Below are 20,860 nucleotides of genomic sequence, written 5' to 3' on the forward strand. Positions count from 1 at the left end.
AATGGGCGGACGGGGATGGCCAGGGGGATCGCCGGGATGGCTGGGACGGCTGGGGGCAACGGGGTGGTGGGGGTGGCTGTGGTGGCAGGGGCAGCCGGTGCGACTGGGGCAGTCAGGGCGGTCGGGGCGGTCGGGTCGGTCGGGGCGGCCAGGGCGGTCGGGGCGGCGGGGACGGCCCGGCCCGTCGTCCCGGCGCTGCTGGGGGTGCGTCACCACGGCCCCGGATCCGCGCGGGCCGTCCTGGCTGCGCTCGATCAATACCGGCCGGCCGCCGTGCTGATCGAGGGCCCGTCCGAGGCGGACCCGCTCGTCCACTTGGCGGCCGATCCGGGCATGCGGCCCCCGGTGGCCCTGCTCGCCCATGTGGCGGACGCCCCCGGGCGCGCTGTGTTCTGGCCGTTCGCCGGGTTCTCCCCTGAGTGGATCGCCCTGCGGTGGGCCCTGGACCACGGCGTGCCGGTGCGTTTCATCGACCTGCCCGCGGCGCACACGCTCGCGCTGCGTGACCCCGATAGGGAGCCGGGTCCGGGGTCGGGGCCGGAGTCAAGGCCGGGTCCGGAGGGATCCGGCACACGGTTCGCCCCGGCTGCCGACCCGCTGGCCGCCCTCGCGGCCGCCGCCGGCCACGACGACTCGGAGCTGTGGTGGGAGGACGTCGTCGAGCACCGCCGTGCCGCCGGCGCCCCAGGAGGCGACGCCCTCGCGTCCTTCGAGGCCCTCGCCGAGGCCATGACCGAGCTACGGGCCGGGTACGAAGGGGCGGTTCACGGACCCGGGGGAGAAAGGGACGGCGGCCGTAACGGCGAGGGCGGCCACGGCGAAGGCGGCCACGACGCCCGGGACGCCGTGCGCGAGGCGCACATGCGGCTGAAGTTGAGGGAAGCGCGCGGGGAGTTCGGTGACGGCGTCGCCGTCGTCTGCGGCGCCTGGCACGTACCGGCCCTCGCCGAGAAGCGCACCGTCGCCGCCGACCGCCGAGCGCTCAGAGGGCTGCCCAAGGTCAAGGCCGAGATCGGCTGGGTGCCCTGGACCCACCGGCGCCTCGCCCGCCGCAGCGGCTACGGCGCGGGCATCGACTCGCCCGGCTGGTACGCCCATCTCTTCCACGCCCCCGACCGGCCCGTCGAGCGCTGGCTCACCGAGGTCGCGCGCCTCCTGCGAGAGGAGGACTTCCCCGTCTCCTCCGCGCACGTCATCGAGGCCGTACGGCTCGCCGAGACCCTCGCCGCCCTGCGGGGCCGCCCGCTCGCCGGACTCACCGAGACCACCGACGCGGCCCGGGCCGTGATGTGCGACGGCTCCGACGTCCCCCTGGCGCTCGTAAGGGAACGCCTCGTCATCGGCGACGCCCTGGGCGGGATCCCGGACGAGGCCCCGGCCACACCTCTTCAGCGCGACCTCACCCGGCTCCAGCGCACCCTGCGCCTCAAACCCGAGGCCGCGGCACGGGACTGCGAGCTCGACCTGCGCAAGGACACCGACGCCGCCCGGAGCAGGCTCCTGCACCAGTTGCGCCTTCTCGGCATCGGCTGGGGAGAGCCGGCGCGTTCGCGAGGCGGCCTGGGCACCTTCCGCGAGACCTGGCGGCTCCGCTGGGAGCCCGAGCTGTCCGTACGGGTTGCCGAGGCGTCCGCCTGGGGCACGACGGTGGCGGGCGCCGCGACCGCGAAGGCGGAGTCCCGGGCCGTCGTGGCCCCGGCCCTCGCCGACCTCACGGCCCTCGCCGAGCGCTGCCTGCTCGCCGGACTGCCTGACGCCCTCCCCACCGTGATGCGCGTCCTCGCGGACCGCGCCGCGCTCGACGCGGACGTCGCCCATCTGGCCAAGGCCCTTCCCGCGCTCGTCCGCTCCGTCCGGTACGGCGACGTCCGCTGTACGGACGCCACGGCCCTCGGAGAGGTCGCGGCGGGCCTGGCGGAGCGCGTCTTCGTCGGCCTTCCCGCCGCGTGCGCGGGGCTCGACGCGGACGCGGCGGCCGAGATGCGGGGCCATCTGGACGCCGTCCACCAGGCGGTCGGCCTGCCGGCCGGGACCGGCCTGGCCCGTACGCCGGAGCCCCGGGACACGGCGGTACCGGCCCCGGACGCCCCCGGCCCGTCCCACGCGCCCGGGGAGGACGGCCCGGCCCCCGCCGTCGCCGACGGTGACCGGCGGGAGCGCTGGGCCGGGGTGCTGCGGGTGCTCGCCGAGCGGGACGGGCTGCCCGGCGGGATCCGGGGCAGGGCGGCGCGGCTGCTGCTCGACGACCGCCGGCTGACCGGGGACCGGGCCGCCCGTCTCATGGGCCTCGCCCTCTCGGCCGGCACCGAGCCCGCCGAGGCGGCCGCCTGGATCGAGGGCTTCCTCGGCGGCGGGAGCGCGGGCGGCCTCCTGCTCGTCCACGACGAGAGCCTGCTCGCCCTCGTCGACGGCTGGCTCGTCGGCGTACCGCCCGCCGCCTTCACGGCCGTCCTGCCGCTGCTGCGCCGCACCTTCTCCGCGTACGAGCCGGGGGTACGCCGCACGCTCGGCGAACTCGTCCGCCGGGGCGGCCCGGGCACCCCCGGCGGCCGTCCGCCCGCACCCGGCGCGCAGGACCCGGGCGGCTTCGGTCCCGGCCTCGACGAGGAGCGGGCGGCGACCGTACTGCCGACGCTGCACGCGCTTCTCGGCCTGCGCCTCGGCCCGGACCCGGTCCCCGTCCTGGACGTCGGCCTGGATTCGGACCCCGCCCCCGGTCCGGCCCCCGGCCCAGGCCGGGACGGCGGTTCCCGTGCTCGCCGCCGTCTGCGTGGCCACGGAAGGGACGGGGCGATGAGGACGACCGGCGTGACATCCGAGGTCGGCGGAACGGCCGCCGCCACCCCTCCCATCGGTTCCGCTCGGTCCATTGGTTCCACCGGCCGCACCTGTCCTATTGGTCCTACTGGTCTCACTGACCCCGACGCCGCCACCGAGCGGCTCCGCCGCTGGCGGCTGGCGCTCGGCGGCGAGGCGGACACCGGCGGCGGGGGAGGCGCCGGATCCGCGCTCGGCCGGGCGGACCTCGCCGTGGACCGGGCCCTGGAGGCCCTCTACGACGCCGGGCCGCCCACCGGATCACCCACACCCTCCACCGGAAAAACCCGGCGTGAAGGCGGTCTGGGGGAGTCCGCGCCGCGGCTCGCCCGCTGGCTGGGTGACATCCGGACGTACTTCCCGGCATCCGTCGTCCAGGTGATGCAGCGCGACGCCATCGACCGGCTCGGCCTGTCCACGCTGCTCCTGGAACCCGAGACGCTGGAGGCCGTCGAGGCGGACGTCCATCTCGTCGGCACCCTGCTCTCCCTCGCCAAGGCCATGCCCGAGTCCACCAAGGAGACCGCGCGCGCCGTCGTCCGCAAGGTCGTCGTGGAACTGGAGGAGCGCCTCACCCGGCGCACGCGCGCCACGCTGAACGGTGCTCTCGACCGCTCGGCCCGCGCCCGCCGGCCCCGGCACCACGACATCGACTGGGACCGCACCGTCCGGGCGAACCTCGGGAACTACCTGCCCGAGCACCGCACGGTCGTGCCGGAGCGCCTGATAGGCCACGGCCGCGCGGCCCGGTCGGTGCGCAAGGAGGTCGTCCTCTGCGTCGACCAGTCCGGCTCGATGGCGGCCTCGGTCGTCCACGCCTCCGTCTTCGGGGCCGTCCTCGCCTCCATGCGCTCCCTGGACACCCGGCTCGTCGTCTTCGACACCGCCGTCGCCGACCTCACCGACCGGCTGTCCGACCCGGTCGACGTGCTCTTCGGCACCCGGCTCGGCGGAGGCACCGACATCAACCGCGCCCTCGCCTACTGCCAGTCGCGCATCACCCGGCCGACGGAAACCGTCGTGGTCCTCATCAGTGATCTTTACGAGGGAGGGATCCGGAACGAGATGCTCAAGCGGGTCGCCGCCATGAAGGCGTCCGGCGTGGAGTTCGTGACACTGCTCGCGCTCTCCGACGAGGGCGCCCCCGCCTACGACCGGGACCACGCGGCCGCCCTGGCGGCCCTCGGCGCGCCCGCCTTCGCCTGCACACCCGACCTCTTCCCCGAGGTGATGGCGGCCGCGCTGGAGAGGAGACCCCTGCCGATACCGGCGGCCTGACGGCCCTCGGACGGCCCCTCGGCGCCCGGACGGGCTAGTCGCCCGGCTCCGGACGGGTGACGACCGGTAGCCGATCTGTGAGCGTAATCACGGCCAGAGTGTGACCTGCGATTTAGGGACCTCCCTCCCACGGGGATAACCTGCGAGACGGACATGCCGCGTCAACGGTGAACGTGTGCCGCCCTCGTCAAAGATCGCGTCCTCACGCTGCCCTGCGGCACGCCCGCGCAGACAACGAACCGCGATATCCATGGAAAAGGGACTGACGCGCGTGGACCTGTTCGAGTACCAGGCGAGGGACCTCTTCGCCAAGCACGGTGTACCGGTGCTGGCCGGTGAAGTCATCGACACGCCTGAGGCGGCGCGCGAGGCCACTGAGCGGCTGGGCGGCAAGTCGGTCGTCAAGGCGCAGGTGAAGGTCGGCGGCCGCGGCAAGGCCGGCGGCGTGAAGCTGGCCGCCACGCCGGACGAGGCCGTCGCCCGCGCGACGGACATCCTCGGCATGGACATCAAGGGCCACACGGTCCACAAGGTGATGATCGCCGAGACCGCTCCCGAGATCATCGAGGAGTACTACGTCTCGTACCTCCTCGACCGCACCAACCGCACCTTCCTGGCCATGGCCTCGGTCGCGGGCGGTATGGACATCGAGGAGGTCGCCGCGACGACCCCCGAGAAGCTCGCCAAGGTGCCGGTCGACTCCAACGAGGGCGTCACGATCGAGAAGGCCCGCGAGATCGTCGCCCAGGCGAAGTTCCCGGCCGAGGTCGCCGAGAAGGTCGCCGAGGTCATGGTGACCCTGTGGAAGACCTTCGTCGCCGAGGACGCGCTCCTCGTCGAGGTCAACCCCCTCGCCAAGGTCGCCAACGGCGATGTCATCGCCCTCGACGGCAAGGTCTCGCTCGACGAGAACGCCGACTTCCGCCAGCCGGAGCACGAGGCGCTCGAGGACAAGGCCGCGGCCAACCCCCTCGAGGCCGCCGCCAAGGCCAAGGGCCTCAACTACGTCAAGCTCGACGGTGAGGTCGGCATCATCGGCAACGGCGCGGGTCTCGTCATGAGCACCCTCGACGTCGTCGCCTACGCCGGTGAGAACCACGGCAACGTCAAGCCGGCCAACTTCCTCGACATCGGTGGCGGCGCCTCCGCCGAGGTCATGGCCAACGGTCTTGAGATCATCCTCGGCGACCCGGACGTCAAGTCCGTGTTCGTCAACGTCTTCGGTGGCATCACCGCCTGTGACGAGGTCGCCAACGGCATCGTCCAGGCCCTGGAGCTGCTCAAGAGCAAGGGCGAGGCCGTCACCAAGCCGCTCGTCGTGCGCCTCGACGGCAACAACGCGGAGCTGGGTCGCAAGATCCTGTCCGACGCCAACCACCCGCTCGTGCAGCGCGTGGACACCATGGACGGCGCGGCCGACAAGGCCGCCGAGCTGGCTGCGGCTAAGTAAAGGACGAGGACTCCACAACCATGGCTATCTTCCTCACCAAGGACAGCAAGGTCATCGTCCAGGGGATGACCGGCGCCACGGGCATGAAGCACACCAAGCTCATGCTGGCCGACGGCACCAACATCGTCGGTGGCGTGAACCCGCGCAAGGCCGGCACGTCCGTCGACTTCGACGGCACCGATGTCCCGGTCTTCGGCTCCGTCAAGGAGGCGATGGAGAAGACGGGCGCCGACGTGTCCGTCCTCTTCGTCCCGCCGGCCTTCGCCAAGGCCGCCGTCGTCGAGGCGATCGACGCCGAGATCCCGCTGGCCGTCGTCATCACCGAGGGCATCGCGGTGCACGACTCCGCCGCCTTCTGGGCGTACGCCTCGGCCAAGGGCAACAAGACCCGGATCATCGGCCCGAACTGCCCCGGTCTGATCACCCCGGGCCAGTCCAACGCCGGCATCATCCCGGGCGACATCACCAAGCCCGGCAAGATCGGTCTCGTGTCCAAGTCCGGCACGCTGACCTACCAGATGATGTACGAGCTCCGTGACATCGGCTTCACCTCGGCCGTCGGCATCGGTGGCGACCCGGTCATCGGCACCACGCACATCGACGCCCTGGCGGCCTTCGAGGCCGACCCGGAGACCGAGCTGATCGTCATGATCGGTGAGATCGGTGGCGACGCCGAGGAGCGCGCGGCCGACTTCATCAAGGCCAACGTCACCAAGCCGGTCGTCGGCTACGTGGCCGGCTTCACCGCGCCCGAGGGCAAGACCATGGGTCACGCCGGTGCGATCGTGTCCGGTTCCTCCGGCACCGCGCAGGCGAAGAAGGAGGCCCTCGAGGCCGCGGGCGTGAAGGTCGGCAAGACGCCGTCCGAGACGGCCCGCCTCGCGCGCGCCGCGCTCAGCGCCTGAGTCCTGGCCCGACCGCACGACCCCGGACCGCGGTGGTGACCGCGGCCCGGACCGTACGTTCGCGTGGCCCGTGGGCCCGCACCTCTCCCGAGGTGCGGGCCCACACCCGTTTCCGAACCGGGTCATAAGCGGACCCTGGGCGACACGACGGCCATTTGCCCGTTACCCGTACGAAAGCATTGTTGTTGGCAGCATGGCCCTGTGAGCCCTGTGACTCCGTATGCCGAGCACACCCCCTCGTTCCCCGCGCGCGGCCGCTCCGCCGTGCACGCGCCACCCATGACGGCGGGCACGGTGTTCCTCGGCGGGATGCTCGCCGCGGGGCTGGGGCTGGGCGCGCTCGCCGTGGCCGTACTGCTGCTCTGGATCTCCTCCCCCTACCCCGACAGCGGGCCCGCCGGCGCCCTGCGCATCGCCGCCGACCTGTGGTTGCTGGCGCACGGTGCCGAGCTCGTACGGACCGAGACGCTCTCCGGAGGGACCGCGCCGGTCGGGCTGACACCCCTGCTGACCTCGATCCTTCCGTGCTGGCTGCTCTACCGGGCGGCCCGGCACGCCCTGGAGCGGACCGGCGATCCGAGGGAGGCGGGGGGCGGCCGTGGTGCCGGTGGTGCCGCCGGGATCGATGTGATCGAAGCGCTGGACGGGTTCGGCGGGCGTGACGGGGCGGTCCGAGCTGACGGGACGAGTGAGTCTGACGGGGCTGGCAGGCATTGCGGGGGAGACGGGGGCGCGGGGGGCTCCGGCACGTCGGGGATCGACGATGGACTCGGACTCGGCGGCGGACCCGGACTCGGCGGCGGGCACGGCGACGCGCACGGACCCGGTGACGCGCATGGGCACGGTGGCGCGCACGGGCACGGTGACGCGCACGGGCATGGCGATGCGCACGGGCACGGCGATGCGCACGCCTACGATCCCGACGAACCGCTCCCGCCCCGCACCGTAGCCCTCGCCCTCCTCGGCGGCTACCTCCTCGTGGCCACCGCCGCCGTGCTCTACGCCTCCTCCGGTCCCCTGCGGGCCGCGCCGCTGAGCGCGCTGCTCCACCTGCCGCTGGTCGCCGGAGCGTCCATCGGCCTCGGGGTGTGGACGGCGCTCGGCCGTCCGGGCGGAACCCCGCCCGCGTTCGCCCGGGGCACGCTCCAGGCCCTGCCCAAGCGCGTCCGGGCCGCCTTCACCCGCCCCCGGCTGACCGCCGTTGCCCGCGTCGGCGCCGTCGGCACCGCGGCCCTGCTCGGTGCCGCCGCGCTGCTGCTCGCCGGTTCGCTCGCCGTGCACGCGAGCGACGCGCGGGAGTCGCTGCTCCAGATGACGGTGGCCTGGTCCGGCCGGGTCGCCGTGATCCTGCTGTGCGTGGCGCTGGCACCGAACGCCGTGGTCTGGACGGTGGCCTACGGGCTCGGCCCCGGCTTCACGGTCGGCGCGGGCAGCGTGATCGCCCCGCTGGGCGTGACCGACCATCCGATCCTGCCGCGGTTCCCGCTGTTCTCGGCCCTGCCGGCGGAGGGCGACCCCGGGCCGCTGCTCTACGCGGCCGCGATCGCCGTGCCGGTCGCGGCGGGCGTGGCCATCGCGTACGCCGCCGTGCCGAGCGGCGCGGTGCCGCTGGGCCGCTCGACGTTCCTGGGCACCGCCCTGACCGCGGCCGCCGGCGCCGCGGTCTGCGCCGTGGTGACGACGTTCCTGGCGTACGCGGCGTCCGGCGCCCTCGGCGACGGCGCGCTCGCGGTCTTCGGGCCGCCGTGGCGCCGGGTCGGGATGTCGGCCGTCACCTGGACGGCCGCGATCGGCGTCCCCGGCGCGCTGACGCTGCGCTGGCTGCGCCGCCGGGCGGTCCGCGCGGCGCGGCGGGAGGCCAGGTCGCGGCAGTACGGCGCGGCGGTACCGGCCTGGTCGCGGGGCCCGGTGGCCGCGCTGGGCCTCACGCCTCTGACGGCCCCCTCGGAGGCACCGGCACCGGCACCGGTGCCGACCGCCGAGCCGCGCGCCCCCCGCCGCTGGACCGGTGCCGCGGCCCTGCGCGGCCTGGCCGCGTGGCTGGGCTTCGGCGCTCACCCGGAGCCCGCGGCGGCGCCCGCGCCCGCGCCCGCGTCCGCGTCGGCGACGGAGGTCACCGTGGGCCTGGGCTCGGTCGCCGGCCCCGGGCCGGCCGAGGCGCCCGACTCCCCGGCGAAGGCCGGGGCACCGTTCTGGCGCCGGGCCGGACGGGGGACGCCGACCGGGCACGATGCCCCGGAAGAGACCCCGGACGAGTTGCGGGAGGAGGTACGGGCAGCGGAGGCCGCGGCGCCCGAGGACGCCTTCCCCCGGCGGGCACGGGTGGACGACGAGGCGACAGCGGCCGTCGCAGAGGCAGAGGTTGAGGCCGACGACGCGGAGGCGGCCAGGGAAGCGAGGTGGGCTGAGGCCGGCACGGCCTGGCTCCCCGGCGAGGCTGAGGGCGCGGCGGAGACGGGGGACGGCTTCCGGGAGCGGACGAGGTGGGCTGAGGCCGCGGCGCCCGGGACCCCCGGCGAGGCCGATGACACGGCGGAGGCCCGGGACGGCTTCCGGCAGCGGGCGGAGCGGCGCGAGGAGGAGGCGGCGGCCGGACACCCTGGCGACGCTGACGGCGCGGCGGCGGCCGAGGACGATTTCCGGCAGCAGGAGAGACGAGCGGCTGCCGACGGCACCCCGGACGAGGCCGACCTTTCGGAGGAGATCCGGGATGGTCACCGGGGTCGGGGGCGGTGGGATGCGGCGGATGCTGCGGTCGGGGTGTCCGGCGAGGGTGGCGGTGCGGGGGAGGGCCGGGACGGCTCGCGGCCACGGGCGAGGTGGGCCGCGGATGAGGCTGCGGCGGCCGGGGTCTCCGGTGAGGCCGACCGTGCGGAGGGGCTCAGGGGCGGTTACTGGCGGCGGGATGCGGCCGCCGGGGTGCCCGGTGAGGACGGCGGCGTGGAGGAGGTTCGAGATGGACTGCGGTCACGGGGGAGGTGGGCCGTGGACGAGGCCCTTCCGGAGGAGATCCGGGGTGGTCACCGGGGTCGGGGGTGGTGGGATGCGGCGGATGCTGGGGTCGGGGTGTCCGGCGAGGGTGGCGGTGCGGGGGAGGGCCGGGACGGCTTGCGATCACGGGCGCAGTGGGTCGCGGACGAGGGCGCGGATGAGGGGGCCGGGATTTCCGGTGAGGTCGGCCTTTCGGAGGAGTTCCGGGACGGTTACCGGCGCCGGGAGTGGCGGGATGTGGCGGATGTTGCGGTCGGGGTGTCCGGCGAGGGTGGTGGTGCGGGGGAGGGCCGGGACGGCTCGCGATCACGGGCGCAGTGGGTCGCGGACGAGGGCGCGGACGCGGGGGCCGGGATTTCCCGTGAGGCCGGCCTTTCGGAGGAGATCCGGGACGGTTACCGGGGTCGGGGGCGGTGGGATGCGGCGGATGCTGCGGTCGGGGTGTCCGGCGAGGGTGGCGGTGCGGGGGAGGGCCGGGGCGGCTTGCGATCACGGGCGCAGTGGGTCGCGGACGAGGGCGCGGACGCGGGGGCCGGGATTTCCGGTGAGGTCGGCCTTTCGGAGGAGTTCCGGGACGGTTACCGGCGCCGGGGGTGGTGGGATGTGGCGGATGCTGCGGTCGGGGCGTCCGGCGACGGTGGTGGCGCGGAGGAGGGCCGGGGCGGTGTCCGGCCACAGGCGTGGTGGGCCGAGGGTGAGACCGCGGACGCGGCGGCCGGGACCTCCGGTGAGGTCCACCGCGCGGAAGAGACCGGAGACGGCTTCCGGCCGCGGGGGGAGCGGGACGCAGCGGCCGGAGCCTCCGTCGAGGGCGGAGACCCGGAGTTCCCCGGGGACGCGTTCGACCAGCGAGAACGGCAGCGGGGACGGCGGTGGGGGACGACCGACGGCATGGCGGCCGAGGCTCCCGGCGAAGGCGGGGCTCCTGCGCCGGGTGGGTCTTCCGCGTCGGCCAGGGCTGCTGGTCAGGGTGGGTTCTCGGCCTCCGCATCGGCCAGGGCCGCTGGTCAGGGCAGGGCCTCTGCCTCGGCTGGAACCGCTGCTCAAGCCGGATCTTCTCCTCAAGCCGGATCTCCTCCTCGGGCCGGATCCCCTGCTCAGGCCGGATCCCCAGCAGCGGCCGGGTCCCCTGCTCGTTCCGTGAGCCCCGCTCAGTCCGGGCCCACCGCCCGGTCCCAGGGCCCGGAGCGCGGCGACCGCCCGGAAGCGGCCGGAACGGCCGGAGCGGCCGAAGGGGGCGTGGACGCCGGGAGCCCGGAGAAGTCCGCGGGCGCGCCCCGGTGGCGGAGCCGGTGGGGCGTCGCGGCTCGTAAGGCGGCGCAGGAAAACACGGGGAAGTCGCGGGAGACGGAGGAGGTCGGCGGGGCCCCACCCGCCGCAAGGGCGTTCCGCGGCCGCTGGCCCGGCATCGGCATCGGCGCGCTCCGTGGCGGCGCGGCGGGTGACGGCACGTCCCAGAGCGGACCGGCCGGCGCGGCGGCCCGTAACCGTCCGGCGGTCGACCGGCCCACCCGGCGGCTCCGGCCGCGCGGCGTGCCCCAGGATCCGGCGGCGCCCGTGCCGCCTGTCCCCGTCCTGGCCGAGGAACTGCCCGTACGCCCCTCGCTCGAGGCGTCCCCCCGGTACGGGCCTCCGGACGCCGCGAACCCGGCCACCGGGCCCGCCTCCCCGCCGGTTGCCAAGCGGTCGCGGGCCTGGTGGCGGGGCCGGGCGAAGAAGGGCCGGCACGCGGCCCCGTGCGCGGGCCGGGGTGCGTCACCGGCCGAGGGGAAGGCCGTGGGCGGCGCCGGGGTCTGGCACGACACGGGGGCCCGGCAGGTGCGGTGGGCCGCGCTCAAGGATTCGGGGGGCGGGCTCGTACCGGACTTCGAGCCGCGCGACCCGGCGGCGGGCCCGGCACAGGACTGAACTTCCCCCGGCCCCGCCGCAGCCCCCCCCGGCCCCGCCGCAGCCCCACCGGCCCCGCAGCCCACCGGCCCCGCAGCCCACCGGCCCCGCCGCAGCCCCGGCCCCGGCGCCCCCGGACACCCACGCCCGGCCCCCGGACGCCGCACGGGCCGGAAGCGACCGCCAAGGGCCGCCGGCCGCTGGCTGACGCGGGCCCGGCACCGGGCGCCGTTGACGCCGTCGAGGCGCACGGCACCGGCACCCCCGCCGAACCCCCAGCCCCGCCGCAGCCCCGACGCCCCGGACGCCCACGCCCCGGCCCCCGGACGCCGCACGGGCCGGAAGCGACCGCCAAGGACCGCCGGCCGACGCGGGCCCGGCGCCGGGCGCCGTCGACGCCGTCGAGGCGGCACCGACACCCCGCCGGGCGACCCGGGCGACCCGGTCGACCCGGGCGACCCGGGCGCCACCACCGTGCGGCGCCCGGAAGGGGGCCCGGGGGCTTGCCCCCGGTTACGGGAAGGGGCGGGTAGGGGAAAACCCCGCCGCCCGCCCCAACCCCGCCCCAGCCCGCCTCAGTCCCGCGTCCCCAGCAGCGGCCGCAGCTCCTTCGGCAGATGGTTCTCGCACGCCTGCCGCGACGTCTGCGTCAGCGCGTCGTCCACACACGTGTAGTAGTCGCTGTACACGATCTGGAAGAGGAACGTCGCCGCCACGATCGCCAGCGCCAGTCCGCCCGTCACCAGCCCGCTCACCGCCGCCGTCGTCTGCGGCCGGAAGGCGCCCGGAACACCCGGAACACCCGGAGCGCCCGGAACACCCGGCGTGCCGGACGTACCCGGGACGCCGGACGTACCCGGCGCCACCCCCGCGCCGTCCGGATCCGGCCGCCGCCCCGCGGACTTGGCGCGGAGGGAGCTGATGCCCCAGTAGAGGGAGAGGGCACCGAGCAGCAGGGCCACCTGGGGGATGCTGAAGAGGGCGAAGAAGAAGCCCCACATGCCCGCCAGCAGGGCGTAGCGGGCGCGCCGCTGGGCCGGGTCCGTCGGGTCCCAGCGCAGGCCGCTGCCTCCGCCCGGACTTCCGCCGGGGCCGCCTCCCCGACCGCCACCGCCCGGCGGGCGCGGCCCGCCGGGACCGCCGCCGAAGCCGCCGTCATGGCGCCCCGGCTGCCGGCTGCTCCACTGGCTGCCCCACACCGGGGGCTGCCCGCCGTCCTGCGACCCCGACCCCGGCCCCGCGCCGTCGTCGCCCTGGCCGTGATCCCCTTGGCCCGGCTGTCCCTCGCGCCCCTCGGGGCGCTCGCGCGGCTCCCAGGGGCGGTCCGGCCGCCCCTCCGGCGGGGGCGCGAAGGGGTTGTCGTCCCGCTGTTCGTCCGGGGACTGCGACGACGGGCGTTCGTGCGACATCCGGGCGTTCCTCATCGCCGGCCTCCCGCGGACTCCGTGGACACGGACCCCAAGGACGCGGACGCCATGGACACGGACGCCATGGGCACGGACCGCGTGGACACGGACCCCGTGGACACGGTGGGTCCCGAGGGCCCCGCGGACTCCATGGACGCGGTGGGCAGCGCGAGGTGGTGAGCCGCGTGGCGGCGTCGGTCCGGCATGTGGAGTGTGTCTTCCCCTTGTGTCGTCGTCCTGCACACGTCTCGTGTCGTCGTCCTGCGCACGGCGCGCCGACGTGTCCCGTACGCCAGAACGTGACCGCATGACGTACTGCACACCGAACGTACGGCGTCGCGCTCGGATTCCTCGCGCTTTGCCCGCGCTTTCCGTGCGCTGCTTCCAGACGCTACCTTCCGCGGCCGCCCCCGTCCCGTGGGGGCCGTTCCGCGTGCCGGTATCGTTGCTGGCGGTCGGCGGCTTCGTAGGGTCCCCCGTATTCGGGGAACCCTCGGTCTCGTACGACCATACAAACCGCATCACCCGCGAGAAAGGGCCCCGCTGTGGCCTCCCCGCCCCCCGAGCCTCCCGCGTCCCCGTCACCCGCACGGCTCGTCGTGCTGGTCTCCGGCTCGGGCACCAATCTGCAGGCCCTGCTCGACGCGATCGCCGCGGACCCGGACGGCTTCGGCGCCCGGATCGTCGCCGTGGGCGCCGACCGGGACGGCATCGCCGGGCTGGAGCGCGCCGAGCGCGCCGGGCTGCCCGTCTTCGTGTGCCGGGTGAAGGACCACGCGGACCGGGACGCCTGGGACCGGGCGCTGACCGAGGCGACCGCCGCGTACGCGCCGGACCTGGTCGTCTCGGCCGGTTTTATGAAGATCCTGGGCAAGGCGTTCCTGGACCGCTTCGGCGGCCGGGTGGTCAACACCCACCCCGCCCTGCTGCCCAGCTTCCCCGGCGCCCACGGCGTGCGCGACGCGCTCGCGTACGGCGCGAAGGTGACCGGCTGCACCGTCCACTTCGTCGACGACGGCGTCGACACCGGCCCGATCATCGCGCAGGGCGTGGTGGAGGTCCGGGACGAGGACGACGAATCCGCGCTGCATGAGCGGATCAAGGAAGTCGAGCGAGCGCTGCTCGTCGATGTCGTGGGGCGTCTGGCCCGCGACGGCTATCGCATAGAGGGACGAAAGGTAAGAATCCCGTGACCGTCGAAGCTACGACCTCCGAAGGTACGACCCCCGAGGGCGTGACCGCCGAAGGCACGAAGCGGCCCATCCGGCGCGCGCTGGTCAGCGTCTACGACAAGACGGGGCTGGCGGAGCTGGCCCGCGGTCTGCACGCGGCGGGCGTCCAGCTCGTCTCGACCGGCTCGACGGCCGGGCGGATCGCCGAGGCCGGTGTCCCGGTCACCAAGGTCGAGGAGCTGACCGGCTTCCCCGAGTGCCTGGACGGCCGGGTCAAGACCCTGCACCCGCGCGTGCACGCCGGCATCCTCGCCGACCGGCGCCTCGCCTCGCACCGCGAGCAGCTCACCGAGCTGGGCGTGGAGCCCTTCGACCTCGTGATCGTCAACCTCTACCCCTTCCGCGAGACCGTCGCGTCGGGCGCCTCCCCCGACGAGTGCGTCGAGCAGATCGACATCGGCGGCCCCTCGATGGTCCGCGCCGCCGCCAAGAACCACCCCTCCGTCGCCGTGGTCGTGAACCCCGACCGCTACGCCGACGTGCTGAAGGCCGCCGCCGACGGGGGCTTCGACCTCGGGCAGCGCAAGCGGCTCGCCGCCGAGGCGTTCCAGCACACGGCCGCCTACGACGTGGCCGTCGCCAACTGGTTCGCGGCCGACTACGCCGCCGACGAGAGCCCCTGGCCGGACTTCACCGCCGTCACCCACGCCCGTAAGCAGGTCCTGCGCTACGGCGAGAACCCGCACCAGGCCGCCGCGCTCTACACCGACGGCACGGGCAAGGGCCTCGCCTACGCCGAGCAGCTGCACGGCAAGGAGATGTCGTACAACAACTACGTCGACACCGAGGCCGCGCGCCGGGCGGCGTACGACCACACCGACCCCTGCGTCGCGATCATCAAGCACGCCAACCCGTGCGGCATCGCCATCGGTTCGGACGTCGCCGACGCGCACCGTAAGGCGCACGACTGCGACCCGCTGTCCGCGTTCGGCGGTGTGATCGCCGTCAACAGCCCCGTGTCGGTCGCCATGGCCGAGCAGGTCGCCGAGATCTTCACCGAGGTCATCGTCGCCCCGGCCTACGAGGACGGCGCCGTCGAGGTGCTCGCCCGCAAGAAGAACATCCGCGTGCTGCGCTGTGCCGACGCCCCCGCGGCGCACGGCGAGACCCGTCCCGTCGAGGGTGGTGTCCTGGTCCAGGTCAAGGACCGGCTCCAGGCCGAGGGCGACGACCCGGCCAACTGGACGCTCGCCACGGGCGAGGCGCTGTCCGCCGCCGAGCTCGCCGAGCTGGCCTTCGCCTGGCGCGCCTGCCGCGCGGTGAAGTCCAACGCGATCCTGCTGGCCAAGGGCGGCGCGACCGTCGGCGTCGGCATGGGTCAGGTCAACCGCGTGGACTCCGCGAAGCTGGCCGTCCAGCGCGCGGGCGAGGAGCGCGTCCAGGGTTCGTACGCGGCCTCGGACGCCTTCTTCCCCTTCCCGGACGGGCTGGAGGTGCTGACCGCCGCCGGCGTCAAGGCCGTGGTGCAGCCGGGCGGTTCGGTCCGTGACGAGCAGGTCGTGGAGGCCGCGAAGGCGGCGGGCGTGACGATGTACTTCACGGGGACGCGCCACTTCTTCCACTGAGCTCCGCCCGCCGTACGTACCGCCGTACCTCCCGCCGTACGTACGCGAAAGCCGCGCCCCGAAGGTTCGGGGCGCGGCCTCGGCGTGCGCGCGGCGAGTGCCGCGGCGGGTGCTCAGCGGGTGCGGATGACGACCGTGCCGATCATCTTGTCGGCCCACGTCTGCTTCTTCTCGTCCCACAGCGGCCACAGGTAGCCCAGGTTGAACGGGAGGCTGTCGATGATGTGGGCGAGGTTGCGCACGAAGGCCATGCCGAAGCCGGTCGGCTGGCCGTCGCGCTCGCGCACCACGGCGATGTTCATCATCTTCTTGCCGACCGTCTGGCCGGTCTTGCCCTGGCGGTAGAGCATCCACAGGCTGAGCCCGAAGCCGAGGAGGCCGCCGATGACGATCAGCACCATGCCCGTGCCCGCGGCCCCGGTGGAGGGCTCGCAGGAGCTGGCCACGGCGCCGGTGGTCTCGTCCACGCAGTCGGCGACGGACATCACCATCATGATGATGCCGACGATCAGGAAGGCGAACGGGATCAGGCCGAGCAGCAGGCCGTCGATCAGCGTCGCGGCCACGCGCGACCACCAGCCGGCCAGCGGCGGACGCTGCTGCATGACGGGCGCGCCCTGGGGATAGCCGCCCTGGGGGTAACCGCCCTGCGGATAGCCGTAGCCCGCCGCCTGCTGCGGGAACGGCGCGTAGGGCTGACCGGGCTGCTGGGGCTGCTGCGGGTACTGGGGGTACTGCGGGGGCTGCTGGGGCGGGTAGGTCACCTGGTGATCCTTCGAGCGGTCTCGGAGCGGGACGAGCCGGGACCGCGCGGGGCAGGTGGACGTGCGGGGACAGTGGCCGCCCGGCCCCCGACAGTCGCGGCTACTCCGATCATCGTGACATACGGCACTGACAGCGTCACACGTCGGCGAGCGGCCGTGACCTGACTGGAATGAGTGCCACCCCATCCGCGAGGATGGGGGGCATGACCGCCCAGATTCTCGATGGCAAGGCCACCGCCGCCGCGATCAAGTCCGAACTCACCACCCGCGTGGAGGCGCTGAAGGCCGAGGGCGTCACGCCCGGCCTGGGCACCCTCCTCGTCGGCGACGACCCCGGCAGCAAGTGGTACGTGGCCGGAAAGCACCGTGACTGCGCCCAGGTCGGCATCGCGTCGATCCAGCGCGAACTGCCCGACACCGCCACGCAGGAGGAGATCGAGGCAGTCGTCCGGGAGCTCAACGACAACCCTGACTGCACCGGATACATCGTCCAACTCCCGCTCCCCAAGGGCATCGACACCAACCGCGTGCTGGAGCTGATGGACCCGGCCAAGGACGCGGACGGCCTCCACCCGACCAACCTCGGCCGCCTCGTCCTCAACGAGACCGGCCCGCTGCCCTGCACCCCGCACGGCATCGTCGAGCTGCTGCGCCGCCACGACGTGGAGATCAACGGCGCGCACGTCGTGGTCGTCGGCCGCGGTATCACCGTCGGCCGTTCGATCGGCCTCCTGCTGACCCGCAAGTCCGAGAACGCCACGGTCACCCTCTGCCACACCGGCACCCGTGACCTCTCCGCGCAGCTGCGCCAGGCGGACATCATCGTCGCCGCGGCCGGCGTGCCGCACCTGATCAAGCCCGAGGATGTCAAGCCGGGCGCGGCCATCCTCGACGTCGGCGTCAGCCGCGACGAGAACGGCAAGATCGTCGGCGATGTCCACCCGGGCGCGGCCGAGGTGGCCGGCTGGGTCGCCCCCAACCCGGGTGGCGTGGGCCCGATGACCCGGGCGCTGCTGCTGGTCAACGTGGTGGAGGCCGCCGAGCGCGCCGCCGGAATCGGCAATGCGGGCTGAGTCCGGATCCGGCGGGCGGCAGCCCGGCAAGTCGCGCCGCTTCCAGCTCACGCGCGACACCGCCCGCCCCGAGGGGGGCGGGCGCGCCGCCCCGGGTGACGCGCCCGCCCCGGCCCGGCAGTGGCCGCTGCTGACGGTGCTGGGCGTGACGGGCGTGGGCCTGCTGGTGGTCTCCCTCGACGCGTTCCGGGTCGGGACGCTGCTGATCGGGCTGGCGATGGTCGGCGGCGCGGTGCTGCGGTGGGCACTGCCCTCGGTCGGCATGCTCGCGGTCCGGTCCCGGTTCACGGACATGATCACGTACGGCGGGCTGGGGGCGGCGATCCTGCTGCTCTCGCTGATGGCGCAGCCGCACCCGTGGCTGAAGATCCCGTTCCTGGAGGACGTGCTGCACTTCACGGTGTAGCGGTCGCGGCGTCGCGGCGGACGCGGGCGGGACGGCCGTGACGGTCCTTCCCCGGGGGCTTCGGCCCCCGGGGGGCGTCACGCGGCACACGGCCCGGAAGGGGTGCGGAGTCAGAGCCTCCGGTTACGGGAGGCGGCCGGGCGGGGAAAGGACCCCCATGGCCAAGATCAAGGTAGCCGAGCCCGTCGTCGAGCTCGACGGCGACGAGATGACCCGCATCATCTGGTCCTTCGTCAAGGACAGGCTGATCCTCCCGTACCTCGACATCGAGCTGAAGTACTTCGACCTGGGCATCGAGCACCGCGACGCCACCAGCGACCAGGTGACCGTCGAGGCGGCCAGGGCCGTCGGGGAGTACGGCGTCGGAGTGAAGTGCGCCACGATCACCCCGGACGAGGCGCGGGTCGAGGAGTTCGGCCTCAAGGCGATGTACCGCTCGCCCAACGGCACCATTCGCAACATCCTCGGCGGCGTGATCTTCCGCGAGCCGATCGTCATCGGGAACGTGCCCCGCCCGGTCCCCGGGTGGACGAAGCCGATCGTCGTCGGCCGCCACGCCTTCGGCGACCAGTACCGCGCCACCGACCTCAAGATTCCGGGCCCGGGCACCCTCACCATGACCTTCACCCCGAAGGACGGCTCGGAGCCCCTGGAGGTCGAGGTCCACGAGTTCCCGGGGCCCGGCGTCGCGCTGTCGATGTACAACCACGACGCGTCGATCCGCGACTTCGCGAGGGCCTCGTTCCGCTACGGCCTCTCCCGTGGCTATCCGGTGTACCTGTCCACCAAGAACACGATCCTCAAGAAGTACGACGGGCGCTTCAAGGACCTCTTCCAGGAGGTCTTCGACGCCGAGTTCCGGGCGGAGTTCGACGCGAAGGGCCTGACCTACGAGCACCGGCTCATCGACGACATGGTCGCCGCGGCGCTGAAGTGGGCGGGCGGCTACGTCTGGGCCTGCAAGAACTACGACGGGGACGTCCAGTCCGACACCGTCGCGCAGGGCTTCGGCTCGCTCGGCCTGATGACCTCCGTCCTGATGTCGGCGGACGGCAGGACCGCTCTCGCCGAGGCCGCGCACGGCACGGTCACCCGCCACTACCGCCGGCACCAGCAGGGCAAGGCGACCTCGACGAATCCGATCGCGTCGGTCTTCGCCTGGACCCGCGGTCTGGCGCACCGGGGGAGGCTCGACGGCACCCCCGAGGTCACCCGGTTCGCGGAGACCCTGGAGGAGGTGTGCGTCGAGACGGTCGAGGGCGGCCGGATGACCAAGGACCTGGCGCTGCTGATCTCCAAGGACGCCCCCTGGCTGACCACGGAGCAGTTCCTGGACGCGCTGGACGAGAACCTCAGGAGGAGGACGGGGCGCTGAGAGAGGGCGAGGGGACCGGAGCCGGGGATCAGGAGGAGGGTCTGTTTCCGGCCGATCCCGGCCGCGTTCGCGGGCTGCTCCCTTGGCACGGTGACCCGCACCGCCCGTCGGTGCGCGGTGCGGGCCACCGCTCTTGCGGGTGAGCGGCCGCGGTGGCCCGTCCTCCACCCCCGTGGGGGGACGGGCCACCGCCCACTCCAGAGGATCTTGACCCCGGCGGGCCGTTTCAAGATCCCCAGGCCCCCTGTAGCCCGGAGGTGACTGTTCCGGTACGAGGTCCCTGTCGTGTACCAGTTGTGCGGCGGATGCGACAAGGGCGCACACCGGGAAGGTCATTCGCCCCAAATGCCCCCGTGCGCCCCCCGCTGGGGAACTGTCGCGCCGAGTTGCGGCATCCCCCTGGGTAGCCAGCACCGAAGACTGTGGACGCGCGCCGCGGCGACGGGCCGCGACGCGACACGGCCGGCCCGGCGCACGGCGCGCGTCCGGCGTACGTACCGGGGGAGCAGGGGAGGACAATGCCTCGCTGGAGGGCGTTACCGGAGGAACTCGATCCGCAGGTGCGGGAGTTCACCGAACAGTTGCGCAGACTCGTCGAGCGCAGCGGGCTGAGCATCAGTGCCGTCGCGGACCGCACGGGGTACAGCAAGACGTCGTGGGAGCGCTATCTGAACGGCCGGCTGCTCTCGCCGCGCGGGGCCGCGGAGGCCCTGGCCGAGGTGACCGGCACCGACGTCGGCCATCTGAGCACCATGTGGGAGCTGGCCGAGCGGGCCTGGAGCCGCTCCGAGCTGCGGCACGACGTGACGCTGGAGGCGATGCGGGTCGCCCGGGCGCGGGCCGCGCTGGGCGAGTTCGGCCCGCCCCCGGCGGCGCGGGCGGGCGCGGGCGCCCGGGAGCAGGGAGCCCTGCGCTCGGAGCCGCTGTGCAGGGAGCCGCGGCCGCCGGACCCCCGCCCGCCGGACCGGCCGGACCGGCCGGACCGTCAAGGCCGTCAGGACCGTCAGGAAGGGGTCGCGGAGGGCGTACGGGCCGCCCCGCTCATGCCGCAGGCCCCGGCCGCCCAGGGGCAGGCTCCGCGCCCGCCCGTGCCCCGCGCGCCCGTACCGCCGGACTACCGGGCGAGCGCCATCCCGGCCCCGGCCCAGGGCCCGCCGCGCCGCCGGGTCGGCCTGTTCGTCACCGGTGTCGTCGGCGCCCTGCTCGTCGTCGCGGCGGCCGTCCTGCTGCTGGGCACGGGCGACCGCGGGGCGGACGGGGGCACGGCGGCGGTCACGCCGAGCGCGAGCACGGTGGCGAACCTGCCCGCCGGGGTGAAGTGCGCGGGCGCCGACTGCGCCGGCAAGGACCCGGAGGCCATGGGCTGCGGCGGCGCCCGCGCCACGACGGCCGGATCCGCGACGGTCGGCTCGTCCTACGTCGAGGTGCGCTACAGCGCCGTCTGCGGCGCCGCGTGGGGCCGCATAACGCGGGCGGCCGTCGGTGACGCCGTGCGGATAAGCGCCCGCGCCCAGGGCTCGGCCCCGGCGCGTACGGAGTCCGGGCGCGTCGTGCGCGACGCGGACGGCTACACCCCCATGGTGGCCGTCGCCGCTCCCGGCCAGGCGACGGCCTGCGCCACGCTGGCGGCGGGTACCCAGGGCTGCACGGTCCCGCGCACGGCGTCGCCGGGCACGGCCGGCTGAAACCGGCTGGAGCCCCCGCGTGTCCC

Annotated in this window: 14 protein-coding genes and 2 pseudogenes; 14 read left to right on the forward strand and 2 right to left on the reverse strand. The window is 74.5% G+C overall.

The genetic code is table 11. From position 1 onward, the window contains the following. Positions 1–36: 36 nt before the first annotated feature. From LUZ64_RS14355 to LUZ64_RS37745, 7 genes and pseudogenes are all read left to right on the forward strand, one after another. Positions 37–2,655: pseudogene (locus tag LUZ64_RS14355) on the forward strand (DUF5682 family protein); the annotation flags it as partial. A 663-nt stretch (positions 2,656–3,318) separates the two neighbouring features. After that, on the forward strand, positions 3,319–4,095 hold the full coding sequence (locus LUZ64_RS14360) for a vWA domain-containing protein (protein ID WP_232390090.1): 777 nt from the start codon (positions 3,319–3,321) through the stop codon (positions 4,093–4,095). A gap of 271 nt (positions 4,096–4,366) precedes the next feature. Continuing rightward, positions 4,367–5,545, forward strand: coding sequence for an ADP-forming succinate--CoA ligase subunit beta (sucC, locus tag LUZ64_RS14365; protein ID WP_095581738.1), 1,179 nt, complete (start codon positions 4,367–4,369; stop codon positions 5,543–5,545). Between the two features lie 20 nt (positions 5,546–5,565). Next, on the forward strand, positions 5,566–6,450 hold the full coding sequence (gene sucD / locus LUZ64_RS14370) for a succinate--CoA ligase subunit alpha (RefSeq protein WP_095581737.1): 885 nt from the start codon (positions 5,566–5,568) through the stop codon (positions 6,448–6,450). Between the two features lie 279 nt (positions 6,451–6,729). Continuing rightward, positions 6,730–7,029 (forward strand): annotated as a pseudogene (locus LUZ64_RS37740) (cell division protein PerM); the annotation flags it as partial. A gap of 48 nt (positions 7,030–7,077) precedes the next feature. After that, complete coding sequence (locus LUZ64_RS14375) at positions 7,078–11,349, forward strand: cell division protein PerM (RefSeq protein WP_372471990.1); 4,272 nt, start codon at positions 7,078–7,080, stop codon at positions 11,347–11,349. Beyond that, complete coding sequence (locus LUZ64_RS37745; RefSeq protein WP_372471989.1) at positions 11,265–11,861, forward strand: hypothetical protein; 597 nt, start codon at positions 11,265–11,267, stop codon at positions 11,859–11,861. The genes LUZ64_RS14375 and LUZ64_RS37745 overlap by 85 nt, the downstream gene beginning before the upstream one ends. A 42-nt stretch (positions 11,862–11,903) precedes the next feature. Here LUZ64_RS37745 and LUZ64_RS14380 read toward each other — a convergent pair whose 3' ends face one another. Further along, positions 11,904–12,737: a hypothetical protein gene (locus LUZ64_RS14380; protein WP_232390063.1), complete on the reverse strand. Its 834-nt coding sequence runs from the start codon at positions 12,735–12,737 to the stop codon at positions 11,904–11,906. Between the two features lie 36 nt (positions 12,738–12,773). Here LUZ64_RS14380 and LUZ64_RS14385 point away from each other — a divergent pair, with 36 nt between their 5' ends. The 3 genes from LUZ64_RS14385 (at position 12,774) to purH (ending at position 15,531) form a co-directional block, all read left to right on the forward strand. Continuing rightward, entirely contained in the window at positions 12,774–12,914 is a 141-nt protein-coding gene (locus LUZ64_RS14385; protein WP_170116741.1) for a hypothetical protein, read from the forward strand. 365 nt (positions 12,915–13,279) lie between these two features. Beyond that, entirely contained in the window at positions 13,280–13,927 is a 648-nt protein-coding gene (gene purN, locus LUZ64_RS14390) for a phosphoribosylglycinamide formyltransferase (protein ID WP_095581250.1), read from the forward strand. Between the two features lie 41 nt (positions 13,928–13,968). Then, entirely contained in the window at positions 13,969–15,531 is a 1,563-nt protein-coding gene (gene purH, locus LUZ64_RS14395; protein ID WP_095581261.1) for a bifunctional phosphoribosylaminoimidazolecarboxamide formyltransferase/IMP cyclohydrolase, read from the forward strand. A 113-nt stretch (positions 15,532–15,644) separates the two neighbouring features. On the opposite strand, the gene LUZ64_RS14400 is transcribed toward purH, so the two are convergent. Then, positions 15,645–16,295 (reverse strand): RDD family protein, encoded by a 651-nt coding sequence (locus LUZ64_RS14400; protein WP_095581251.1) that lies wholly within the window; start codon positions 16,293–16,295, stop codon positions 15,645–15,647. A gap of 203 nt (positions 16,296–16,498) precedes the next feature. Between LUZ64_RS14400 and LUZ64_RS14405 the strand changes: the two genes are divergently transcribed. From LUZ64_RS14405 to LUZ64_RS14420, 4 genes are all read left to right on the forward strand, one after another. Next, the gene (locus LUZ64_RS14405; RefSeq protein WP_095581252.1) at positions 16,499–17,368 is read left to right on the forward strand and encodes a bifunctional methylenetetrahydrofolate dehydrogenase/methenyltetrahydrofolate cyclohydrolase; all 870 of its coding nucleotides are present in this window, start codon (positions 16,499–16,501) and stop codon (positions 17,366–17,368) included. Continuing rightward, entirely contained in the window at positions 17,358–17,774 is a 417-nt protein-coding gene (locus LUZ64_RS14410) for a DUF3017 domain-containing protein (RefSeq protein ID WP_095581253.1), read from the forward strand. Before LUZ64_RS14405 ends, LUZ64_RS14410 begins: the two co-directional genes overlap by 11 nt. Positions 17,775–17,931: 157 nt before the next feature. After that, on the forward strand, positions 17,932–19,149 hold the full coding sequence (locus tag LUZ64_RS14415; RefSeq protein WP_095581254.1) for an NADP-dependent isocitrate dehydrogenase: 1,218 nt from the start codon (positions 17,932–17,934) through the stop codon (positions 19,147–19,149). A gap of 518 nt (positions 19,150–19,667) precedes the next feature. Continuing rightward, a complete protein-coding gene (locus tag LUZ64_RS14420; RefSeq protein WP_095581255.1) occupies positions 19,668–20,834 on the forward strand; it encodes a helix-turn-helix domain-containing protein in 1,167 nt (388 codons plus the stop codon). The last annotated feature ends 26 nt before the right edge of the window (positions 20,835–20,860 follow it).

The sequence above is a fragment of the Streptomyces albireticuli genome (genome assembly GCF_021228125.1).
Taxonomy (GTDB): Bacteria; Actinomycetota; Actinomycetes; order Streptomycetales; family Streptomycetaceae; genus Streptomyces; species Streptomyces albireticuli.